Source organism: Rhizobacter sp. LjRoot28 (genome assembly GCF_964253025.1).
Taxonomy (GTDB): domain Bacteria; phylum Pseudomonadota; class Gammaproteobacteria; order Burkholderiales; family Burkholderiaceae_C; genus Rhizobacter.
This window is the reverse complement of the sequence record NZ_CAXUQC020000001.1, coordinates 1-17,955: the sequence shown is the minus strand read 5'-3', so window position 1 is coordinate 17,955 and position 17,955 is coordinate 1. Positions and strand designations below refer to the sequence as shown.

Sequence of the window (17,955 nt, the reverse complement as noted above, 5' to 3'; positions counted from 1 at the left end):
TCAGGTCGAAAGGGAAGGCTTGCGGTTGGCCGCGACGAACGCAGCCAGGGCCTGCACGCTGGCGAAGTGCTTGCGGGTCTCGGCGGAGTCGGCCGACATGTGCACGCCATAGCGCTTCTGGAGCGCGAGGCCCAGTTCGAGCGCGTCGATCGAGTCGAGGCCGAGGCCTTCGACGAACAGCGGGGCGGCAGCATCGATGTCGGCCGGCTGGATGTCTTCCAGCGCCAGCGACGAGATGATGAGCTCCTTGATCTCTTGCTCAAGTGGCAACACGGTGGATCTCCTTGGAAAAGTATTCGGTGAGGTGGTCGGTCAGCTGGCGCGTGGCAAGCGCCTGGCTGCGGGCCTCGAGAAAGGGCGCGACGGGGATGTCGTCGCACACCTCGATGACGAAGTGCCCGCGCTGTGGCGGCACGCGGTACCAGGGCACGCCCTTGGTCAACATGGGCGGCTGGCAGCGGATGCGGACCGGGGTGATGTCGAAGGCGCCGCGCACCGCCACGTTGGCCGCGCCGCGCTGCAGCGGCAACGGAGCACCCACCGGTGTGCGCGAGCCTTCGGGAAAGATGATGAGGTTGTTGCCGCGGCGTACCGAGGCGACACAGTCGTCGACGAGGCCTGCGCCGGAGTCGTTGCAGATGAAGTTGGCCGCCACCACCGGCCCGCGGGTGAACGGGTTGCGGGCCAGCGAACTCTTGACGATGCAGTCGGCCCGCTCCACGAAGGACATCAGGAAGACCACGTCGACGAGCGACGGATGGTTGGCGATGATCAGGAGCCCTTCGCGACGCAACTTGTCGAGGCCGTGCACCTCCAGGCGCAACACGCCCAGGCGCCGCATCATCGAAACGAACACCCGGAAGGTGACCCGGATGATGCCTTTCACGCGGTCGGAGCGTCGGGCCGGATCGGGGGTCGCGAGACGCACGAGCGGGAAGACGACGAGGCGCAGCAGCAGGCCGCCGATGCCGAAGGTGGCGAAGCACAGGCCCGTCGCGACGATGCGCCAGGCGCGATCAAGGCGCTCACGCATCATGGCGCCGCCAGGTCCAGGTGGCGTGGGCATCGCTGCGGCACAGCGCGGCGGCGCCCGAGGCGACGAAGCGCATCAGGTCGAGCGCATGCGGCAGGCGCGCATCACCGACATCGCCTGCCGCGCCACCGGTCAGGCTGTAGCGGGGCTCGGACTCCACCGGCCTGGTGACGCGCCAGGCCCAGGCAAACAGGCAGGCGGAATGGTCGTCGAATGCGGCGTAGGGCTCGGGCAACGGCGCTTCGCAATGCACGACGAGCACTTCGGGTGCGCCGTCGGCGAGCAGGCCGGCCGCCTCGATCAGGGCGGCCGCAGGGGTGGCGTCACCGGCGGCCACGGCCACATGATTGGCCCGGTCGCCGCGGATGATCGCGTACATGGCGCCGATGGCGTTGTGCACGGAAAGCCCGAACGCCGTGGGCGACAGCGGTTCGCCGCGCACCAGCTCGGCCAGCAGTTCCAGTGAACGGCCGGCGTCGCCATAGCGCGAGCCGAAGACCACGGGCACGTCGGCGGCCGGCGCATGCACCTCGAAGGCCGCCTGCAGCGCCGTGCGCCCGAGCGGGCTGAGGCGGCGGCGCACCATGGCCGGAACCTGCGGCAGGTCGGCGGCAGCAGGGCCGCAGGGCAGCTTCGGCTCCCCCTGGGCCCACGCCGCCCATTGGGCGGGAGTGACCAGGCCGGGGGCGAATGCGGCCCACGCAGGTATCGCGAAATCGAGGTTCACACTCATGTCGGGTTGGGGGGCGCTTGGGTCGATTCGGGACCGACGCATGCGCTCGCTCCGCCTCGTGCCGACGCTCCGCCCCATTGCGGACCGCCGGCGCTCCACCCGATTACTCCAGGGTGAATTGTAAGGAAGGCACCTCCGCTCAAAAGGCCGGAGAAGGCCCCCAAAGCGGGGTGTTTGCCACGGAGGGACCCACGGAGTTGTCAGCGGGTGTACGGCCGGGTCAGGGCAAACCCGTGCGCTTCGACCGGCTCCGGGTCACGCCTGTCGTCGATTGCCAGGGCGCTTGCCTTGAGTCGTTCGATCTCGGCGTAGGCATGCTGCAGCTGTGCTTCGAGCCGTCCGACGCCGGCTCGGTGTTCCGCGGCGGCCGCGGTCAGCCGGCCCTGCAAGGCCTTCTTTTCCTGGTCCAGCGCGGCTTGCAGCCGCGTGTTGGCGGCACGCAGATTCTTCGTGCCGTTCACGTACTGCTCCTTGGCGAGCACCACGAGCTGGCGCTGCTTGACACGTGCCTGCCGGGAGCGAACTTGCCAGGCGACCAGCGCGCCCAACACGCCACCGGCCGCCACTGCGGCGCCCGTGGAAATCATCCAAGCCAGGTTCATGAGGGTGCCTCGTTCGTGGGCCGTCGGGCCCACGAATGGCGGGCCCGGTCGGCACACTACCAGTTGGCACCCGTCAGGCGGGCCGCTCGACCGGCGCCAGCGTGACAAAGTGGACCGCTGTGCACTTGGACGTCAGAACTGTCCCTTGACGTACACACCCACGCCGTTGCGGCGCACCTTCACGGACATCCGGTAGCCGGAGTCCAGGCGGAACGCGAGGCTGCGGGCGGCGCCATCGAGGCCGAAGCGACTGCTGCTGCCCTTCCATTCGACGCCCACCTTCGTGCTGTAGCGATCAGCGCCCTCCTCGTTGAAGGCGCGCTGACCGGACGCGTCGGCAAAGACGGTCGATCGGGCGTTGACCTGGTAGCGCCAGCCGAGCGTCAGGACCGACGCGCCGGGGGTGAAAGCGGGGGAGCCGCTGGCGTCCGGGCTGGGCACGAGATAGCCCACGGTGCCGAAGCCCACGCCGAAGTTCGATGCGCCGCGGTTGACCCACCACCGGTAGGTGACGCCGCCGAGTTCGACCAAGGGGCGACCGTAGACGTCGAGCCCGTGCTGCGCGGCCTGGAACCGTTCCGACTCGAGGGCGCGACTGCGCTCAAAGGTGACGCGGGGCGCAGGGATGCCCCGGCTGGCGGCGACCGCGACCGGTGCAATGCGGCCCAGCAACGAGTTCATGGACTCGCCCGAAGCGGCCGGCAACGCGGCCACATCCTGGGCACTCACGGGGTCGGCGCCGAGCAGCAGGCCGCAGCACAGGGCGATGGCGAGCCAGCCGGTGGTGCTCAGTGCAGAGGCTGCGCCCGGTACGGGGCGAGTCGGGAAGAAGCAGGGACCGGTGGCGGTATGCATGGCGACCTCGGCGAGCTGGCGGTTGAAGGATTCCGCGGCGGCCGGTGCATCGATGTGGACGCGACAGCCGCCTTGGAGAAACTATCCGTCAAAGCCCCGGCGATGATTGTCGGCACCCCTTGCAATTGCCTGTAGGACAAGGACACTGCGCGCCAGCTGCGCCTGCGCCCCTGGGATGTCGGTTCAGCGCCGGGGGCGCACCTTGGCCGCGGCATCCTTGGCGCGCGCCCGGGCCTGCTCGACATCCTCGGCGCAGGCCAACGCCACGCCCATGCGCCGCTTGACGAAGGCTTCCGGCTTGCCGAAGAGTCGCAGGTCGGTGCCGGGTACATGCAGGGCCTCGGCCACCCCGTCGAAGCTCACGCCCGTGGCATCGAGGCCGCCATAGATGACGGCGCTGGCCCCGGCGCTGCGCAGCGTCGTATCGACCGGCAGCCCCAGGATGGCACGGGCGTGCAACTCGAATTCGCTTTGCCACTGCGTGGCCATGGTGACCATGCCGGTGTCGTGCGGACGAGGGCTCACCTCGCTGAACCAGACATGATCTCCCTTGACGAAGAGCTCGACGCCGAAGACGCCGTGGCCGCCCAGGTCGTCCGTGATGGCGCGGGCGATGTCCTGCGCGCGGGCCAGCGCGACGTCGGGCATGCGGTGCGGTTGCCAGCTCTCCACGTAGTCGCCCTGCACCTGGATGTGGCCGATGGGTTCGCAGAACCGGGTTTCGGTGCCGCCCGCCGCGGATCGGGCGCGCACCGTCAGCAAGGTGATCTCGTAGTCGAAGTCGATGAACCCCTCGACGATGATGCGGCCCTGTTGCACGCGCCCGCCGGACATGGCGGCGTCCCAGGCCGCCTGCACCTCGGCAGGGCCGTCGATCTTGCTCTGCCCTTTGCCGGAGCTGCTCATGACCGGTTTGACGACGCAGGGGTAGCCGATGCCGCCGTCGATCGCGGCCTGCAACGCGGCGAGCGAATCGCAGAACCCGTAGGGGCTGGTCGGCAGGCCGAGCGTCTCGGCCGCCAGGCGGCGGATGCCTTCGCGGTCCATCGTCAGCCTCGCGGCCCGGGCCGTCGGAATCACACGGACCACGCCTTCCGATTCAAGCGCCTCCAGCGTCGCCGTGGCGATGGCCTCGATCTCCGGGACCACGATGTGCGGGCGTTCGGCCTCGATCAAGGCGCGCAACTGCGCCGGGTCCGTCATGGTGACGGTGCGCGCGTGATGCGCCACCTGGTGGCCGGGCGCGTCGGGATAGCGGTCCACCGCGATGGTCTCCACCCCGAGGCGCTGCAACGCGATGAGCACCTCCTTGCCCAGCTCGCCGCTGCCGAGCAGCATGACCTTCAAGGCAGAGGGCGAGAGCGGGGTTCCGATGGAGCTCATGGTGGCGGCAGGAGGTGGCAAGGAGGACCTGGATTGTCCCCCACGCCGCGCCCGCTGCGAGCTTGCGGCACACTCGCGCCCATGCCCCCGCCCCTCATCTCCCTCCATGACGTCGACAAGCGCTTTGCCTCCGGCACGCTGGCGCTGCAGGGGGTGTCGCTGTCGCTGAATGCGGGCGAGTTCGTCTCCCTGCTCGGCCCTTCCGGCTGCGGCAAGAGCACCGTGCTGCGGCTGGTGGCAGGGCTGGACCAGCCGACGCGCGGCGTGGTCAGCGCGCCGGCCCTCGACGCCGCAGGAAAGGTCGGCACCGGCCTCGTGTTCCAGGACGCCACGCTGCTGCCCTGGGCCGACGTCTTCGACAACGTCTGGTTGCCGCTGCGGCTGGCCGGCGTGCCCCGCGCCGAGGCGGCGCCCCGGGTGGCCGCGCTGCTGGCCGAGATGGGGCTGGCCGACTTCGCCAGCGCCCACCCGTGGGAGTTGTCCGGCGGCATGCGCATGCGGGTGGCCATCGCCCGTGCCCGCGTGACCCGTCCGAGCGTCCTGTTGATGGACGAACCGTTCGCGGCGCTCGACGAGATCACGCGACAGCGCCTGAACGGCGAGCTGCTCTCGGCCTGGCAGGCCGAGCCCATGGCGGTGATGTTCGTGACGCACAGTGTGATGGAGGCGGTGTACCTGAGTCAGCGCGTGCTGGTGATGGGCGCGCGCCCGGGTCGGGTGGTCGACACCGTGATGATCGACGCGCCCTTCCCGCGCCCCCCCGGCTTTCGGAATGCACCCGCCTTCGCCGCTGCCTGCGCCCGACTGTCGGCCTCTCTGGAAGTGGCCATGGCGACGAGCGACTGATGGACAGCCACGCCGCCACGGGGTTGTCCGCGCTGTTCGACCGGCTGCTGCCTGCCGCCGTTGCGGTGCTGCTGGTGCTGGCCTGGGAAGGACTGGTTCGCTGGGCGGAAATCCCCCACTACACGCTCCCGGCGCCGTCGCTCGTGGCCCAGACCCTCGCCGCCCATGCCGCCTCGCTGGCGGCCAGCTGGTGGTTCACCCTGAAGGTGACCTTCGGTGCGTTGGCCCTGGCCGTCGCAGGCGGCGTGCTGGCAGCCTGCGCGTTCGCCCTGTCGCGCCCGTTGGAACGCGCCTTTCTGCCCGTTGCCGTGATGCTCCAGGTGACGCCCGTGGTCGCGGTGGCCCCGCTGATCCTCATCTACATCGAGAGCACCACCGCGGCCCTGCTGCTGTGCACCTGGCTGGTCGCGTTCTTTCCGATCCTGTCCAACACCGTCATCGGCCTTCGCGCGATCGACCCCGGGCTGCGCGACCTGTTCCGGCTGTACCGTGCCACGCCGCTGCAGCGGCTGCGCCTGCTGCTCGTGCCGACGGCCTTGCCCTATTTCGTGGCCGGCCTCAAGATCTCAGGCGGCCTGAGCCTGATCGGCGCCGTGACCGCCGAGATGGTGGCCGGTGCCGCCGGGCGGGAGACGGGTCTGGCGTCCCGCATCCTGGAGGCCAGCTTCCGCACCGAGACACCGAAGATGTTTGCCGCCCTCGTGCTGTTGGTGGCGACCGGTGTCCTGATCTTCTGGATGTTCGACGGCTTGTCGAGGCGCCTGTTGCGCCGGTGGCAGGGTGCCGCCATCCAGCACGCCGACCCTTGAGCCTGGAGCCCTCGTGATGCCACAGCCGCTTCGCCCGTTCGTTTCGTCTTCATTGGCCGCCCTGCTCGTCGCGCCTGTCATCGCGTTCGCCCAGGACAAGGTGAGCTTCGCCACCAACTGGAAGGCGCAGGCCGCCCACGGCGGCTTCTATCAGGCGCTGGCAGACGGGACCTACCTGCGGCACGGGCTGGAGGTGAAGCTCATTCCCGGCGGCCCGCAGGTGAACAACCGCCCGCTGCTGCCCGCCGGCCGCATTGATTTCCTGATGACGGGCAATCTGCTGCACAGCTTCGACAACGTCAAGAACGGCGTGCCGACCGTCGTGGTGGCCGCGATGTTCCAGAAGGACCCGCAAGCGCTGATCGCGCATCCGGGCCAAGGCCGCGAACGTTTCGAGACGCTCAAGGACGCGCCGGTGGCCCTGGTTGCCAAGGACGGGCAGTTCAGCTGGTGGCAGTGGTTGAAGGTGCGTCATGGTTTTCGCGACGAAGCGCTCAAGCCGTACAACTACAACCTGGGCCCCTTCCTCGCCAACCCGAAGTCGATCCAGCAGGGATACTCGGTGGCCGAGCCCATCTACGTCGAGAAGCAGGCCGGCTTCAAGCCGGTGGTGCACCTGCTGGCCGACCATGGCTTCAGCACCTACTCGACGCTGATCGAAACCCGGACCGAAACGGTGCGCAAGCGGCCGGAGCTTGTTCAGCGCTTCGTCGACGCGTCCGCGATCGGGTGGGTCAACTACCTGTATGGCGACCGCCGAGCGGCGAACGCGATGATGCTCAAGGACAACCCGGAGATGACGATCGAGGAAATCGAAGCCTCGGTGGCGCTGATGAAGGCACAAGGCGTGGTGGACTCGGGCGAGTCACTGCAAAAGGGCATCGGTGCGATGAACACCGCGCGCATCCGTGACTTTCACAACCAAATGGTGCAGGCCGGGCTGTACAAGCCTGGAGAGGTCGACCTCTCCAAGGTGGCCACCTTGCAGTTCGTGAACCGCAAGGTCGGCCTGGACCTCAAGGCGTCCCTGGGCAAACCCTGAGCCCCGGGCGCTTCAGCCGGGGGGCGGCCTGACCGATAACCAGCGTACGTACTGCCTCACCGTGTGACACCGTGAACACTTCTTCGGCCTCCCCTGCTTCAGCGCTGCTCGACGGCGCGCTGCCGGACCTGGCGTCATGGACCGCCTGGTTTCGCCGGGCCGACATTCCGGTGCTGGCCGACACGGCCGACGCGCTGGAGGCCATGCGGGCCAACGAGGACGAGGTCGATGCCAACCTGATCGGGGAGATGGTGGCCGACGACCCGCTGATGTCCCTGAAGATCCTGGCCTATGCCGCAACCCATCGCCCCGCTCGCCGGGTGACCGACGTGGAAACGGTGACGGCGGCTATCGTGGTGCTGGGCATCTCGCCTTTCTTCGGCACCTTCGGTGCGCAGCCGACGGTCGAGGACCGCCTCGGCCCGATGGAGGGCGCGCTCGACGGCCTGCGCAGCGTGATCCGCCGCGCCCATCGAGCCGCGCGCCTGGCGTTCGCCTTCGCCGTGCACCGCATGGACCTCGACGCCGCGGTCATTCACCAGGCGGCCCTGCTGCATGACTTCGCCGAGATGCTGCTGTGGTGCCATGCACCCACGCTCGCACTTCGGGTGCGTGCCGCCATGCAGGCCGACCCTGCACTGCGGTCCAGCGCGGCGCAACGGGCCCTGCTCAACATCGACCTCGCGGAGTTGCAGCAGGCCCTGATGAAGGCCTGGGCCCTGCCCGACCTGTTGGGCCGCATCAGCGACGAACGGCAGACCCGCCATCCGAGCGTGCAGAGCGTGGCGCTCGCCATCCGGCTCGCCCGCCACAGCGCCGACGGTTGGGAAAACCCGGCAATTCCGGACGACATCGCCGACATCGCCCGCTTGCTGAACCTCTCGAAGGACGCTGCGCTGGAATTCGTGCACAAGGTCGAGGACTGAGTCGCCCCCCTTCGGTGTGATTGCCCGGGGACCGGCCGGGCCCGGACACTCCGGGCGGTGAATCCGAAGTGCCCCTATCCCGCCGTGTCCTGCGTTGCCAGCCGAACGACCTCGTCGTACACGGCAGGGTGATGGACCATGTCGACATGGGCGGCGCCCTCGACATGCCGGTTGTCGGCGCCTGCCAGCGCGCCGGTGGACGCCGGGTGCACGATGTTGTCGCAGTGGCTGTAGAAGCAGGTGAAACGGCCATGCAGCCCGCGCGGCTCCCGTTCGGCCAGGAAGCCGAGGAGCGGGCTGCCGCTGCGCATCTCCACGGCGTTGTCGGTGGTGCCGAAGCGCGCGGTCCAGGTACCTTGGTGCGGCGTGCCGATGGTCACGACGCGGTGCACGCGCTCGGCAGCACCCTCACGAGTGAGCCAGGCACGCACCGCCAGGCCGCCCATGCTGTGGGCCACGATGACGACCGGCCGGCCCGTCACGGATTGCGCGCGACGTACCGCGGCGTCGATGGCGTCGGCATACCCGTGGATGGAGCCGAACACCGGCTCCAGGTTGATGGCCACATGAGGAATTTCCTGTGCGCGAAGCCGCGGCATCCAGGCATTCCAGAAGCCGCGGTTGCAAACATAGCCATGGACGAGCACCACGGCGCGCGCGGCACCGGCGGAGGGCAGGTAGTCTGGATGCACGCGCGACCTGAACGGCTGCTGCCAGCAGAACACCGCCGGCGACGTGGTGACTTCAGCCCACCAGGCGCGAGCAATCTGACCGAGGCGCGGCCGAGGAGCGGGATCGTCGCGATGCAACACCGCCATGACGATGAACTCGAATGCCATGAAGCCGGTGTAGCCGGCCAGCACGATGGCCAGTCCGCCCGCGGCCCAGGCGGGTCGACCGAATTGCAGGGCAGTCAGCGCCCAGATGCCGACAAACGTCAGCAAGCCAAGGGTGATGAACTTCTGGAGGCGGGCAAGCATGACGCGGATGCTAGCAGTCGCCAAGCAGATGAAGACAGCGTGCCTGAGGGTCCAGGCGGCAACCTTTGCTTACAAAAAGGTCGGCACGCCCCCCGCAATCGGGCGAATCGCAGTCGAGCTGACGCGTGTGACACTTCCGCCGCTCCGGGCCACGGCTCATCGGTGCAGCCGCAGGACGGCACCGCTGGCGTCGGCCCCTTCTTCCTTCTCCTTTCTCTTTTCCAAGGACACCTCGTGCGGTCGATTCTGATCAGCCTGCTCGCGTTCGCTTGCGGTCCCGTCTGGGCCGTGACCGTATCGCTGGCCGGCTTCTCCTATTCCGGCGACCACCAGTCGATCGCCTCGCGCTTTCCCTACACCCAGCGATTCAGCCAGGCCATGGCTGCCGAGAACTCCTCGCCGGACCGCCTGATCGCGCAGACGTTGGCCGGCACCCGCATCGAGAACTTCACCTTGCAGCAAGGTGAACTGGCGCAACTGAAGGGTCGTGACCAGGCGATCGCCGTGTCGCTCGTGATGACCAGCGAGACCGTGTCGTACGAGCAGATCGGCCGCGCGTACAAGCTCTTCATCAACCTGCGCGGCCAAGCCCTGTTCTTCGACTTCAAGACGATGACGGTGCTTCGCTCCTATCCGGTGACGGTGGCCTACCTCGACATCCTGGCCAATCCGCCGAGCGATGAACTGATCGATGACCGTGTGCGCCAGTTGATGATGGGCGGCAGCAAGCAGGGCCTCGTGCAGCGGTTCGCCAACCAGCTCGCCGTGGCCACGATTCCGCAGAACGTGCCGCGCTTCCTGCAGGTCGGCAAGGTGAGCATTTCGCCGGAAGCCCGCAAGGAACTGCCCGAGGCCTTGAGTGCCACGCCGACCACCGCCGAGACCTGGCTTGCCGACCAGTTGAGCGAGGCCATTGCCAGCCGCACCGGCGTGCCGGTGCTGCCCTATGCCAAGGGGTACGCCATCGGCAACACGATGGCGATGCGCTTTGCCGACGGCACGGTGTTCAACCTCAAGATCCCGGAGGCCGACTATGCCTTCTCGATCGACCTGACCGGCTTCAAGCGGGTGAAGACGGGTGAGTCCGTGGCGGGTGCGAGCTACGTTTACGGCGCCCTGATGGACCTCAAGCTCGTGGAGCCGGTGTCCGGCCGCGCCTACCTCGATGCCAAGTTCAAGAACGGCGAGGTGAAGGTGGTGCCGGCCTCGCAAACCGAGACCGACGACTTCCCGGCCTATTCGGACGCCGTGCGCGGCCTCTTCGGCAAGCTTTCTTCGGTGCTGGCCGGCAAGGACGATCCCTGGATCAAGTCCGCCACCACCGCCGACAACATCAACGCTCAACTTTCCGCAACCAAGACGGTCCTCCAATCATGCAAGTAATCCGCACCCTCCTGCTCGCGCTGTTGGCCTTCAGCGCGCAGTTCGCGCTGGCGCAGGTCGAGAACGCCAAGGGCTCGGCGACCATCACCTACGCCAAGAAGCTGACTGCCGACGAGAAGGCGCGCGCCTTCCGCGAGGCGCAGGTCAAGGCCGTCGAGCGCTACTACGCCGAGAGCGGCGATTCCGAGAGCGCCAACTTCGACAACGTGCGCGACAAGGTGCTCGAGAACCTGGACAAGTTCGTGCTGGGCGCGACCCTGATCAGCGAAGAGGACATGCCGGACCGCAAGCAGTACAACGTCGTGGTCCGCATCGAACTGAACGTGGCGCGCCTGCGCAACACGCTCAAGGCCAACTCGGCCGTGGGCAGCACGGCCGCCGCCAACAAGTCGCCGCTGACGTTCGTCTTCATGGCGCGCCAGGTGGCCTCGGTGAAGGCCTATGACGCCCGCGTCGTGCAACGCGCTGAAGTGCGTGGCGAAGCCTCCGGCAGCCTGCAGGCGCGCGAGAAGACCGCCGAATCGGAACGTGTCGGCCGTGGCTCCGTGAAGACCTCCACCGCGGTGGACCGCTCGGTCAATGCATCCGCCTCCCGTTCGCTGACCACCGAGACCGGTGGCAGCTCGACGCAGAAGTCCGACGACACCACGTGGCGCCTCATTCCGGCGCAGAGCCTCAATTCCCAGTTCACCGGCGTGTTCGCCAAGGCCGGCTTCGACGTGGTGGAAGCCGCCTATGTGGAGCCGCAGTCCAATGGCTTGCTGAGCGTGAAGTCGATCGAGCGTGACTACGAGACCGGCAACGACCTGAGCCCCGAGACGCTGCGCAACACGACGCAAGGCCTGAAGAACGCCCAGATCCCTTACCTGGCGCTGGGCACCCTCGACGTGGGCACCAAGGACACCGATCCGGGCACGGGCCTGGTGCGCGTGTACGTGACCGTCACGGGCAAGATCCTCGACCTCAACAGCCGCTTCCCCCGCGTGGTGTCCTCCGTCGGCCCGGTGCAGTTCGCCGGCACCGGCCCGACCGAGAGCGTGGCCCAGACCAACGCCCTCAAGCTGGCTGCCGACAACGCCGCACGCGACCTGGTGAGCCAGATCAACAACGTCGGCGTGCGCTGAGGCGCGACCGCTCTTCCCTTCTTCTTCCCTACGAACGCGAACTGAAAGTCCCGAGATGAACAACCACTTCAAGAAGTCCCTCGCCGTTGCCGTCACGGCCCTCTTCCTCGTCCCGGCCGTCACGTCGGCGCAGATGCTGCCCAAGCTCCCGTCCCTAGGCGGCGGATCCTCGAGCGGCGGTGCCGACGCAGCCGCCCAGCAGGACCAGCTCGTGCGCGCCTACGTGGGCGCTGACCGCGAAGTGCTGATCGCGCAATCCAAGATGGCCGATGCCGTGGGCCTGAAGGAGCGCGCCGCCCAGTTGCAGGCCACCAGCGATGCGCTGGGTGAAGGCGCGACCAAGGACAGCCTGGAGCAGTCCGAGACGATGCAGAGCGAAGCCTCCCAGGAGATCCAGGCGCGCCTGCAGGACGGCAACCTCAAGCTCGACGCCGCCGGCAAGAAGAAGTTCAGCGAGGCCTTGGGCTCGCTGGGCCGCGGCATCGTTCGCTACGCCACCCTCAAGGGCCCGATCGCCTCGTTCCAGAGCTCGGTCTCCGGCGGCGGCATCACCGGCGCCCTCGGCGCTGCCAGCAAGCTCAACGCGGGCCGCTACATCGTGACCAGCACGCCGGGCCACGTGAAGAACCTGACGAGCACGCTCAACGGCGCCGTGACGTACGCGAAGAGCAACGACATTCCCGTGCCGGCCGACGCCACCGCCGCGCTCTGAACGCACGCGACCGAGCCGACCGAACCCGCTTGAGCCCATGAGAATCCAGCCAGTGATCATCGCGGTTGCCTGCGCGGCGCTTGCCGCGTGCGACCTTCCAGGCCGGTCGGCCGATGCGCCGACATCGGCCGCCTCGGCGGTGCCGGCCCTGCCTGCGGCCAGTGCGCCGCTGGTGCAGGCGGCGTCGGCGGCCACCGTGACGGCCCCGGCCGCGCCCATGGTGGCGGGGCTCGACGTCGGCCGCACGACCACTCAGGCCGCCCGCGCGCCGGGAGCGGGGAAGTCCCTTGCGGATGCGGTGAACGATGCGATCCGCACGGCCATTCTGCAGGTCAACGGCACGGCGGTGGACCTCAGTTCACAGCAGTTCAAGTTCGCGCTCGACGCGGCCACGCCGTACAGCGACGTCAACATCCGGGCGACCGGGTTCGCCGACGTGCTGCAGCAGCGTTCGCGCGGGGCCATCACGGGCTTCAAGCTGGAAAGCGCCGAGGGTCCGGACGCCAAGGGGCAGTACAAGGTCTGGATCGAGGCCCAGGTGGCCAAGTACAACCCGCCCGAGGCAGAGAACCGCAAGCTCAAGCTCGTGGTGGCGCCGCTTCGCTTCGACGTGGCGAGCTTCACGGTTGGCGGCCGTTCGGTTCCGGCCGAACAGGTGGCGGCCGAGATCCGCAACAGGGTGCTTGAAAGCCTGGCGCAGTCGGGCCGCTTCGCCGTACTCGACCGTGAGTTCGACGCCGAGGTGCAGCAGGAGCTCGACCTCGTCGAGTCCGGGCAATCGCCGAACAGCCAGTTCGGCAAGCTGGGGCAGGCTTTCAGTGCCGACCTCGTCTGGGTCGGCCGCATCCGGTCGCTGGGCTATGTCCGGCATGCCCGCGAACTGCGCGCGACCGACCGCACGCTGGTCAGCTACTCGGGCGGCTGGGCGGTGTCCCAGAAACTGGTCAACGTGGCCACGCGCCAGGTCATGCTGGCCAACTCGCTTCAGGATCAGTTGCCTGCGACCGCGCCCACCACGCTCGGAACGTCGGTGGATGCCGACAAGACCTTGTCCACGATGGTCTCCGGCATCGCCCAACAGGTGGTGTCGTCGATCATGTCGACGAGCTTCCCGGTCAGCATCGTCTCGCGCGATGGTCATGCCGTGGTGCTGAGCCAAGGTGCCAACGCGATGAGGGTCGGCGGCCGCTACCAGGTGGTGGCGCTCGGTGCCGAGTTGAAGGATCCGCAGACCGGTCAATCGCTCGGCCGCACCGAGGGGCCTTGCTGCGAGGTCGTCATCGACCGCGTGACGCCAACCCTTTCCTACGGGCACCTGGAGTCTGTGGCCATCGCCATCGATCAGGTCCCGCCCGGCGGGCTGCTGGTTCGCGAGGCGGTGGTGGCACGTTCTGCCGCGGCCACGACGCCCGGACGCGCCCCTGCGGCACGCCGCGCTTCGCGCGACGACGACATGGGCGGCCCGACACCGCCTGCGTCGACCCGCCGCTCCGACGCGGACTGGTGACGCGCAGGCCGAGTCGCTCCGACTTGTCCCCCTTGGCCCGGCCCGTGAGGTGCCGGGCTTTTTTGTGCCCGAACGGGTGGGGTGGGAGAACTCCCGCTAGTGCAACTACCGTAGCTTGCAGCCAGCGAAGCGATGAACATCGGTCCTTTCCCAGCGACCGTCTCATCAGGAGTTCCGCTCATCATGCAAAAGCCCTGGCTCAAGAGCTATCCGCCCGGCGTTCCGGTCGACATCGACCCGAAAGCCTACAACTCGCTGGTGGAGCTGCTCGAGGAGGCGTTCCAGAAGTATGCCGACCGGACGGCTGCGGTCAGCATGGACAAGACCATCAGCTTTCGCGAGGTTGACGAAGGCTCCAAGGCGCTCGCGGGCTGGCTGCAGGCCAAGGGGCTGGCGCCGGGTGCGCGCGTCGCCATCATGATGCCGAACGTGCTGCAGTACATGATCGCCATTGCCGGCATTCTTCGCGCCGGCATGGTCGTGGTGAACGTCAATCCGCTGTACACCGCGCGCGAACTCGAACACCAACTGAAGGACTCCGGCGCCGAGGCCATCATCGTGCTGGAGAACTTCGCCTCGACGCTGGAGCAGGTGATCGTGCGCACGAACGTGCGCCATGTCGTGCTGGCCGCCATGGGCGACATGCTTGGCGTGAAGGGCCTGCTGGTGAACTTCGTCGTCCGCAACGTGCGCAAGATGGTGCCGCCCTTCCGGCTGCCCACCGGCGAGGGCCGGACGGTCACCCCCTTCAACACGGTCATTGCCGAAGGCCGGCGCCTGCCGTTGAAGCGCCCGACCCTGACGCCGGAGAGCGTCGCATTCCTGCAGTACACCGGCGGCACGACGGGCGTGTCCAAAGGGGCCACGCTGCTGCATCGCAACGTGGTGTCGAACATCCTCCAGTCCCAGGCCTGGTTCACGCCCATGTTGGACAAGATCGGCGACAAGCAGATCGTGGTCGTCTGTGCGCTGCCGCTGTACCACATCTTCGCGCTGACGGCCTGCTACATGCTCGGCGCGCGCCAAGGGATGATGAACGTGCTGATCGCCAACCCGCGCGACATTCCGGGCTTCATCAAGGTGCTGAAGAAGTACCGCGTCAACATGTTCCCGGCGGTGAACACCCTGTTCAACGCACTGGCCCACTCGCCCGAGATCGGCCAGGTCGACTTCTCCGATCTGGTCATCTCCAACGGCGGCGGCATGGCGGTGCAGAAGGCCACCGCGGAGAAGTGGATCAAGGTGACGGGCTGCCCGGTCATCGAAGGCTACGGACTCTCGGAAACGTCGCCGGTGGCCACCATCAACCGACTGGACGCACACGAGTTCACCGGCAGCATCGGCCTTCCGGTGCCCGGGACCGACATCGCGATCCGCGATGACAACGGGGCCGACGTGCCCGCCGGCGACGCCGGTGAGATCTGCATCCGGGGCCCGCAGGTGATGGCCGGCTACTGGAACCGCCCGGACGAGACCGCCAAGGTCATGACGCCTGACGGCTTCTTCCGTTCCGGCGACATCGGCATCATGGATGAGAACGGCTTCATCAAGATCGTCGATCGCAAGAAGGACATGATTCTGGTCTCGGGCTTCAACGTGTACCCGAATGAGATCGAACAGGTCGTGGCGCTGCACCCGGGCGTGCTCGAGTGCGCGGCCGTCGGCATCCCCGACGCCAAGTCCGGTGAAGCCGTGAAGCTGTTCGTCGTCCGGCGCGACCCGACGCTGACGGAGGCCGCGCTCACCGACTACTGCCGCGAGAACTTCACCGCCTATAAGCGTCCCAGGGCCATCGAGTTCCGCGCTGACCTGCCGAAGACCAACGTTGGCAAGATCCTGCGGCGTGAGTTGCGGGACAAGTGAGGGCTTGACCCGGCTCGTCTGTCGCGCGGGTCGGGACTGCCGATATGGCGATGCGTGCTCGCCTTGGCGTCCTGCCGCGTGACTGGGGAGGATGTGGGCGGGGTCGCGGGCGTTGTCTTTCCGCAGTGTTGGTTGGTTTGAACGCAAGGCTGCGTTGAGGGGGCTCTCCATTTCAGCGGCAGAGGTTTGTGGCGCTCGGACGTGGCAGATGCAGGTTGATGGCTCGGAGATGCAACTGCCTCCGACCGCGTTTCGGTCGGTGCCACCACGAGGCACCGAAGAGGGCCACTCGCTTCGGACTTCGCCCTCGCCGGGATCCACTACGCATATCCGCATCTGAACGGCAAAAGATCTGTCGTTCGGTGTGGGAGATGGAATCCGTCCCGTCGCGGTCAGCGGTTGGAGTGGGTGGCGCAGAGGGAGTCGCTGGCAGCGGGTTCGGCAGTATGTCGGCCAGCGAATCGACCGCTGAACTCAAGCCGGAATCGCCGGACGGCCGTCTCTCCCGCTGCTCTAGGTGACTGTCTCAAGCCTGCGGGCGAGGGGAAACCGTCACGGTTCTGGCCTCAATTCCTGGCGCATTGTTGATCCGCAGGACGAGAAGAGGTGCCGATGGCAATGGACCGCCGGAATGGTCCATGTCGTCGGATCCGCGACCATTTGCTGCTCGACGGTGATCCGCAGGGCCCGACGAGCGGCGCGGCCCTTCGCGGCGGAGACTACTCCTCGCAGTGCGGTAACCGCGGCGTCTGAAGCGCGTGTGCTCATCGCGGAGACGACGAAGGCAAGAAGGAAGACGATAAGGAAGCGCATGTCCGCTGGCAGTCCCGCCGCTCCAGATGGCTCCGCAAGTCAGCCGTTCGGCCTCTTTCCTTGACGTCGTGGAACTGGTCGAACGTCAGCAGCGTGTTCTTCGGCGCGGCAGCGGCCGTCCCGATCGCGTCGTGGAGCCGGATCGAGCGAAAGCCTTGGTGGCTCCAGAGTCGGTCTCCGGCGCATTGCTGATCCACAGGAGACAAGACGTATTGACGGAAGCGGAGCGCAGCAGTCCGTTTCCATCTTCATCCCGCCAGCGCCTGATTGGTGTCGAACCAGGTCCGCAGAACTAGGTGGCATCTTTCATCGCGCTGCTGCCGGACGATTGACCACCGGGATGGTGATCGCCTGACCGTTGGACAGCGTCAGCACGAGTGACGGGCCGGCCGCCACGACGTTGTTCAGCGTGGCGGTGTAGGTGATTCACAAGGTGCCCTCGCGGTACCCTTGCTTGTGCCTTAAAGGCGCGGCTTCACTACAGAAACGACCTCGATGAGGAGGCCACGCCCAGCGGAAGGTAGATGCTGGCACTTCCGAGCCAGGCCGACGCCAGCGTTGCCGTTGCCGTTGCCGTTACTGTCGCCGTTGCCGCATTTGCTTGTTACCGCTCTTGGTGCCGTTGCAGCTGCAGTCGCGCCGCCGCCCCTGCCAACAGGTCGGCGGAAGCACGGCCTAACGCAGCGGGCGGTGAACCCTTGGCCAAGCTGGCTGTCGACGGAGCGATCCCGACTCGCAAATGCAAGCGACGGACGGGCTGGGCCCGATCAGCAGGGTCGCCCTTGCGAAGATCTGCCCAGCGGCCTCCCGATCGTGCACAAAAGGTGATTCGGATAGCGACCATTCAGCCGTTCGACACGAGCCGCCACATGCGGCGCGCCGAAAGGAGCGCACTCATCGCGCCCGGAAGACTTTGCCGGTCCGATGGATAGTGTGGCAATAACTGGTCGGGCTGCGCGCAATCGGGCTACAGCGCTAACGTCGCCGGGCACCGCGCGAATCGAACCAAAGTCCAGGCGGCCGAGTTCGTCGCTTGCGGCTCAGGTGTTTACGCAATGGGATTGAATGTCAGCAAGCGGAGGCGCTGTGACGAACCTGAGGGCGGCGTAGCCGACCCGATCTGGAGCATGGAGCGGGAGACGAGGCTCGAACTCGCGACCTCAACCTTGGCAAGGTTGCGCTCTACCAACTGAGCTACTCCCGCGCTGCCAAATCAACTCCGTCAACCGCAACTGCAGTTGGCGTCAAAACACAAAGCCGGCAATTTAACGCACGGCATGCCGAATATATCCGGGCGAAGAAAGCAAACCCTTCTGCGCGCACAAGCGGACATACTCGGTATGT

16 protein-coding genes and 1 tRNA gene are annotated in these 17,955 nt (G+C 67.3%); 9 read left to right on the top strand and 8 right to left on the bottom strand.

The window, feature by feature from the left end:
• The 6 genes from ACSQ2F_RS00085 to purT form a co-directional block, all read right to left on the bottom strand.
• Positions 1–273, bottom strand: a complete 273-nt coding sequence (locus ACSQ2F_RS00085) for a phosphopantetheine-binding protein (RefSeq protein ID WP_436018521.1) — start codon at positions 271–273, stop codon at positions 1–3.
• The gene (locus ACSQ2F_RS00080; protein ID WP_436018519.1) at positions 260–1,036 is read right to left on the bottom strand and encodes a lysophospholipid acyltransferase family protein; all 777 of its coding nucleotides are present in this window, start codon (positions 1,034–1,036) and stop codon (positions 260–262) included. The genes ACSQ2F_RS00085 and ACSQ2F_RS00080 overlap by 14 nt, the downstream gene beginning before the upstream one ends.
• Positions 1,026–1,766, bottom strand: a complete 741-nt coding sequence (locus ACSQ2F_RS00075) for a beta-ketoacyl synthase chain length factor (protein ID WP_436018517.1) — start codon at positions 1,764–1,766, stop codon at positions 1,026–1,028. Before ACSQ2F_RS00075 ends, ACSQ2F_RS00080 begins: the two co-directional genes overlap by 11 nt.
• Before the next feature lie 200 nt (positions 1,767–1,966).
• Positions 1,967–2,368 carry a hypothetical protein gene (locus ACSQ2F_RS00070; RefSeq protein ID WP_436018515.1) on the bottom strand — a complete coding sequence of 134 codons (402 nt, stop codon included), beginning with the start codon at positions 2,366–2,368 and terminating at the stop codon, positions 1,967–1,969.
• A 132-nt stretch (positions 2,369–2,500) separates the two neighbouring features.
• The gene (locus ACSQ2F_RS00065) at positions 2,501–3,223 is read right to left on the bottom strand and encodes a hypothetical protein (RefSeq protein WP_436018513.1); all 723 of its coding nucleotides are present in this window, start codon (positions 3,221–3,223) and stop codon (positions 2,501–2,503) included.
• A 183-nt stretch (positions 3,224–3,406) separates the two neighbouring features.
• Positions 3,407–4,606 (bottom strand): formate-dependent phosphoribosylglycinamide formyltransferase, encoded by a 1,200-nt coding sequence (gene purT / locus ACSQ2F_RS00060; RefSeq protein WP_436018511.1) that lies wholly within the window; start codon positions 4,604–4,606, stop codon positions 3,407–3,409.
• Positions 4,607–4,687: 81 nt separating this feature from the next.
• On the opposite strand from purT, the gene ACSQ2F_RS00055 reads away from it, so the two are divergent.
• From ACSQ2F_RS00055 to ACSQ2F_RS00040, 4 genes are all read left to right on the top strand, one after another.
• Positions 4,688–5,452 (top strand): ABC transporter ATP-binding protein, encoded by a 765-nt coding sequence (locus tag ACSQ2F_RS00055; protein WP_436018509.1) that lies wholly within the window; start codon positions 4,688–4,690, stop codon positions 5,450–5,452.
• The gene (locus ACSQ2F_RS00050; RefSeq protein ID WP_436018507.1) at positions 5,452–6,261 is read left to right on the top strand and encodes an ABC transporter permease; all 810 of its coding nucleotides are present in this window, start codon (positions 5,452–5,454) and stop codon (positions 6,259–6,261) included. The genes ACSQ2F_RS00055 and ACSQ2F_RS00050 overlap by 1 nt, the downstream gene beginning before the upstream one ends.
• Positions 6,262–6,277: 16 nt before the next feature.
• The gene (locus tag ACSQ2F_RS00045) at positions 6,278–7,303 is read left to right on the top strand and encodes an ABC transporter substrate-binding protein (RefSeq protein WP_436018505.1); all 1,026 of its coding nucleotides are present in this window, start codon (positions 6,278–6,280) and stop codon (positions 7,301–7,303) included.
• Between the two features lie 71 nt (positions 7,304–7,374).
• A complete protein-coding gene (locus tag ACSQ2F_RS00040; protein ID WP_436018503.1) occupies positions 7,375–8,229 on the top strand; it encodes an HDOD domain-containing protein in 855 nt (284 codons plus the stop codon).
• A 74-nt stretch (positions 8,230–8,303) separates the two neighbouring features.
• Here ACSQ2F_RS00040 and ACSQ2F_RS00035 read toward each other — a convergent pair whose 3' ends face one another.
• A complete protein-coding gene (locus tag ACSQ2F_RS00035; protein WP_436018501.1) occupies positions 8,304–9,209 on the bottom strand; it encodes an alpha/beta fold hydrolase in 906 nt (301 codons plus the stop codon).
• A gap of 234 nt (positions 9,210–9,443) precedes the next feature.
• On the opposite strand from ACSQ2F_RS00035, the gene ACSQ2F_RS00030 reads away from it, so the two are divergent.
• The 5 genes from ACSQ2F_RS00030 (at position 9,444) to ACSQ2F_RS00010 (ending at position 15,798) form a co-directional block, all read left to right on the top strand.
• The gene (locus ACSQ2F_RS00030) at positions 9,444–10,592 is read left to right on the top strand and encodes a hypothetical protein (RefSeq protein ID WP_436018499.1); all 1,149 of its coding nucleotides are present in this window, start codon (positions 9,444–9,446) and stop codon (positions 10,590–10,592) included.
• The gene (locus ACSQ2F_RS00025) at positions 10,583–11,716 is read left to right on the top strand and encodes a hypothetical protein (protein WP_436018498.1); all 1,134 of its coding nucleotides are present in this window, start codon (positions 10,583–10,585) and stop codon (positions 11,714–11,716) included. The genes ACSQ2F_RS00030 and ACSQ2F_RS00025 overlap by 10 nt, the downstream gene beginning before the upstream one ends.
• Positions 11,717–11,771: 55 nt before the next feature.
• A complete protein-coding gene (locus ACSQ2F_RS00020; protein ID WP_436018496.1) occupies positions 11,772–12,428 on the top strand; it encodes a hypothetical protein in 657 nt (218 codons plus the stop codon).
• Between the two features lie 37 nt (positions 12,429–12,465).
• On the top strand, positions 12,466–13,935 hold the full coding sequence (locus tag ACSQ2F_RS00015) for a CsgG/HfaB family protein (RefSeq protein ID WP_436018494.1): 1,470 nt from the start codon (positions 12,466–12,468) through the stop codon (positions 13,933–13,935).
• A 183-nt stretch (positions 13,936–14,118) separates the two neighbouring features.
• A complete protein-coding gene (locus tag ACSQ2F_RS00010) occupies positions 14,119–15,798 on the top strand; it encodes a long-chain-fatty-acid--CoA ligase (RefSeq protein WP_436018492.1) in 1,680 nt (559 codons plus the stop codon).
• Between the two features lie 1,941 nt (positions 15,799–17,739).
• Here ACSQ2F_RS00010 and ACSQ2F_RS00005 read toward each other — a convergent pair.
• Positions 17,740–17,815: transfer RNA gene (locus tag ACSQ2F_RS00005), tRNA-Gly, on the bottom strand.
• Positions 17,816–17,955 lie beyond the last annotated feature (140 nt).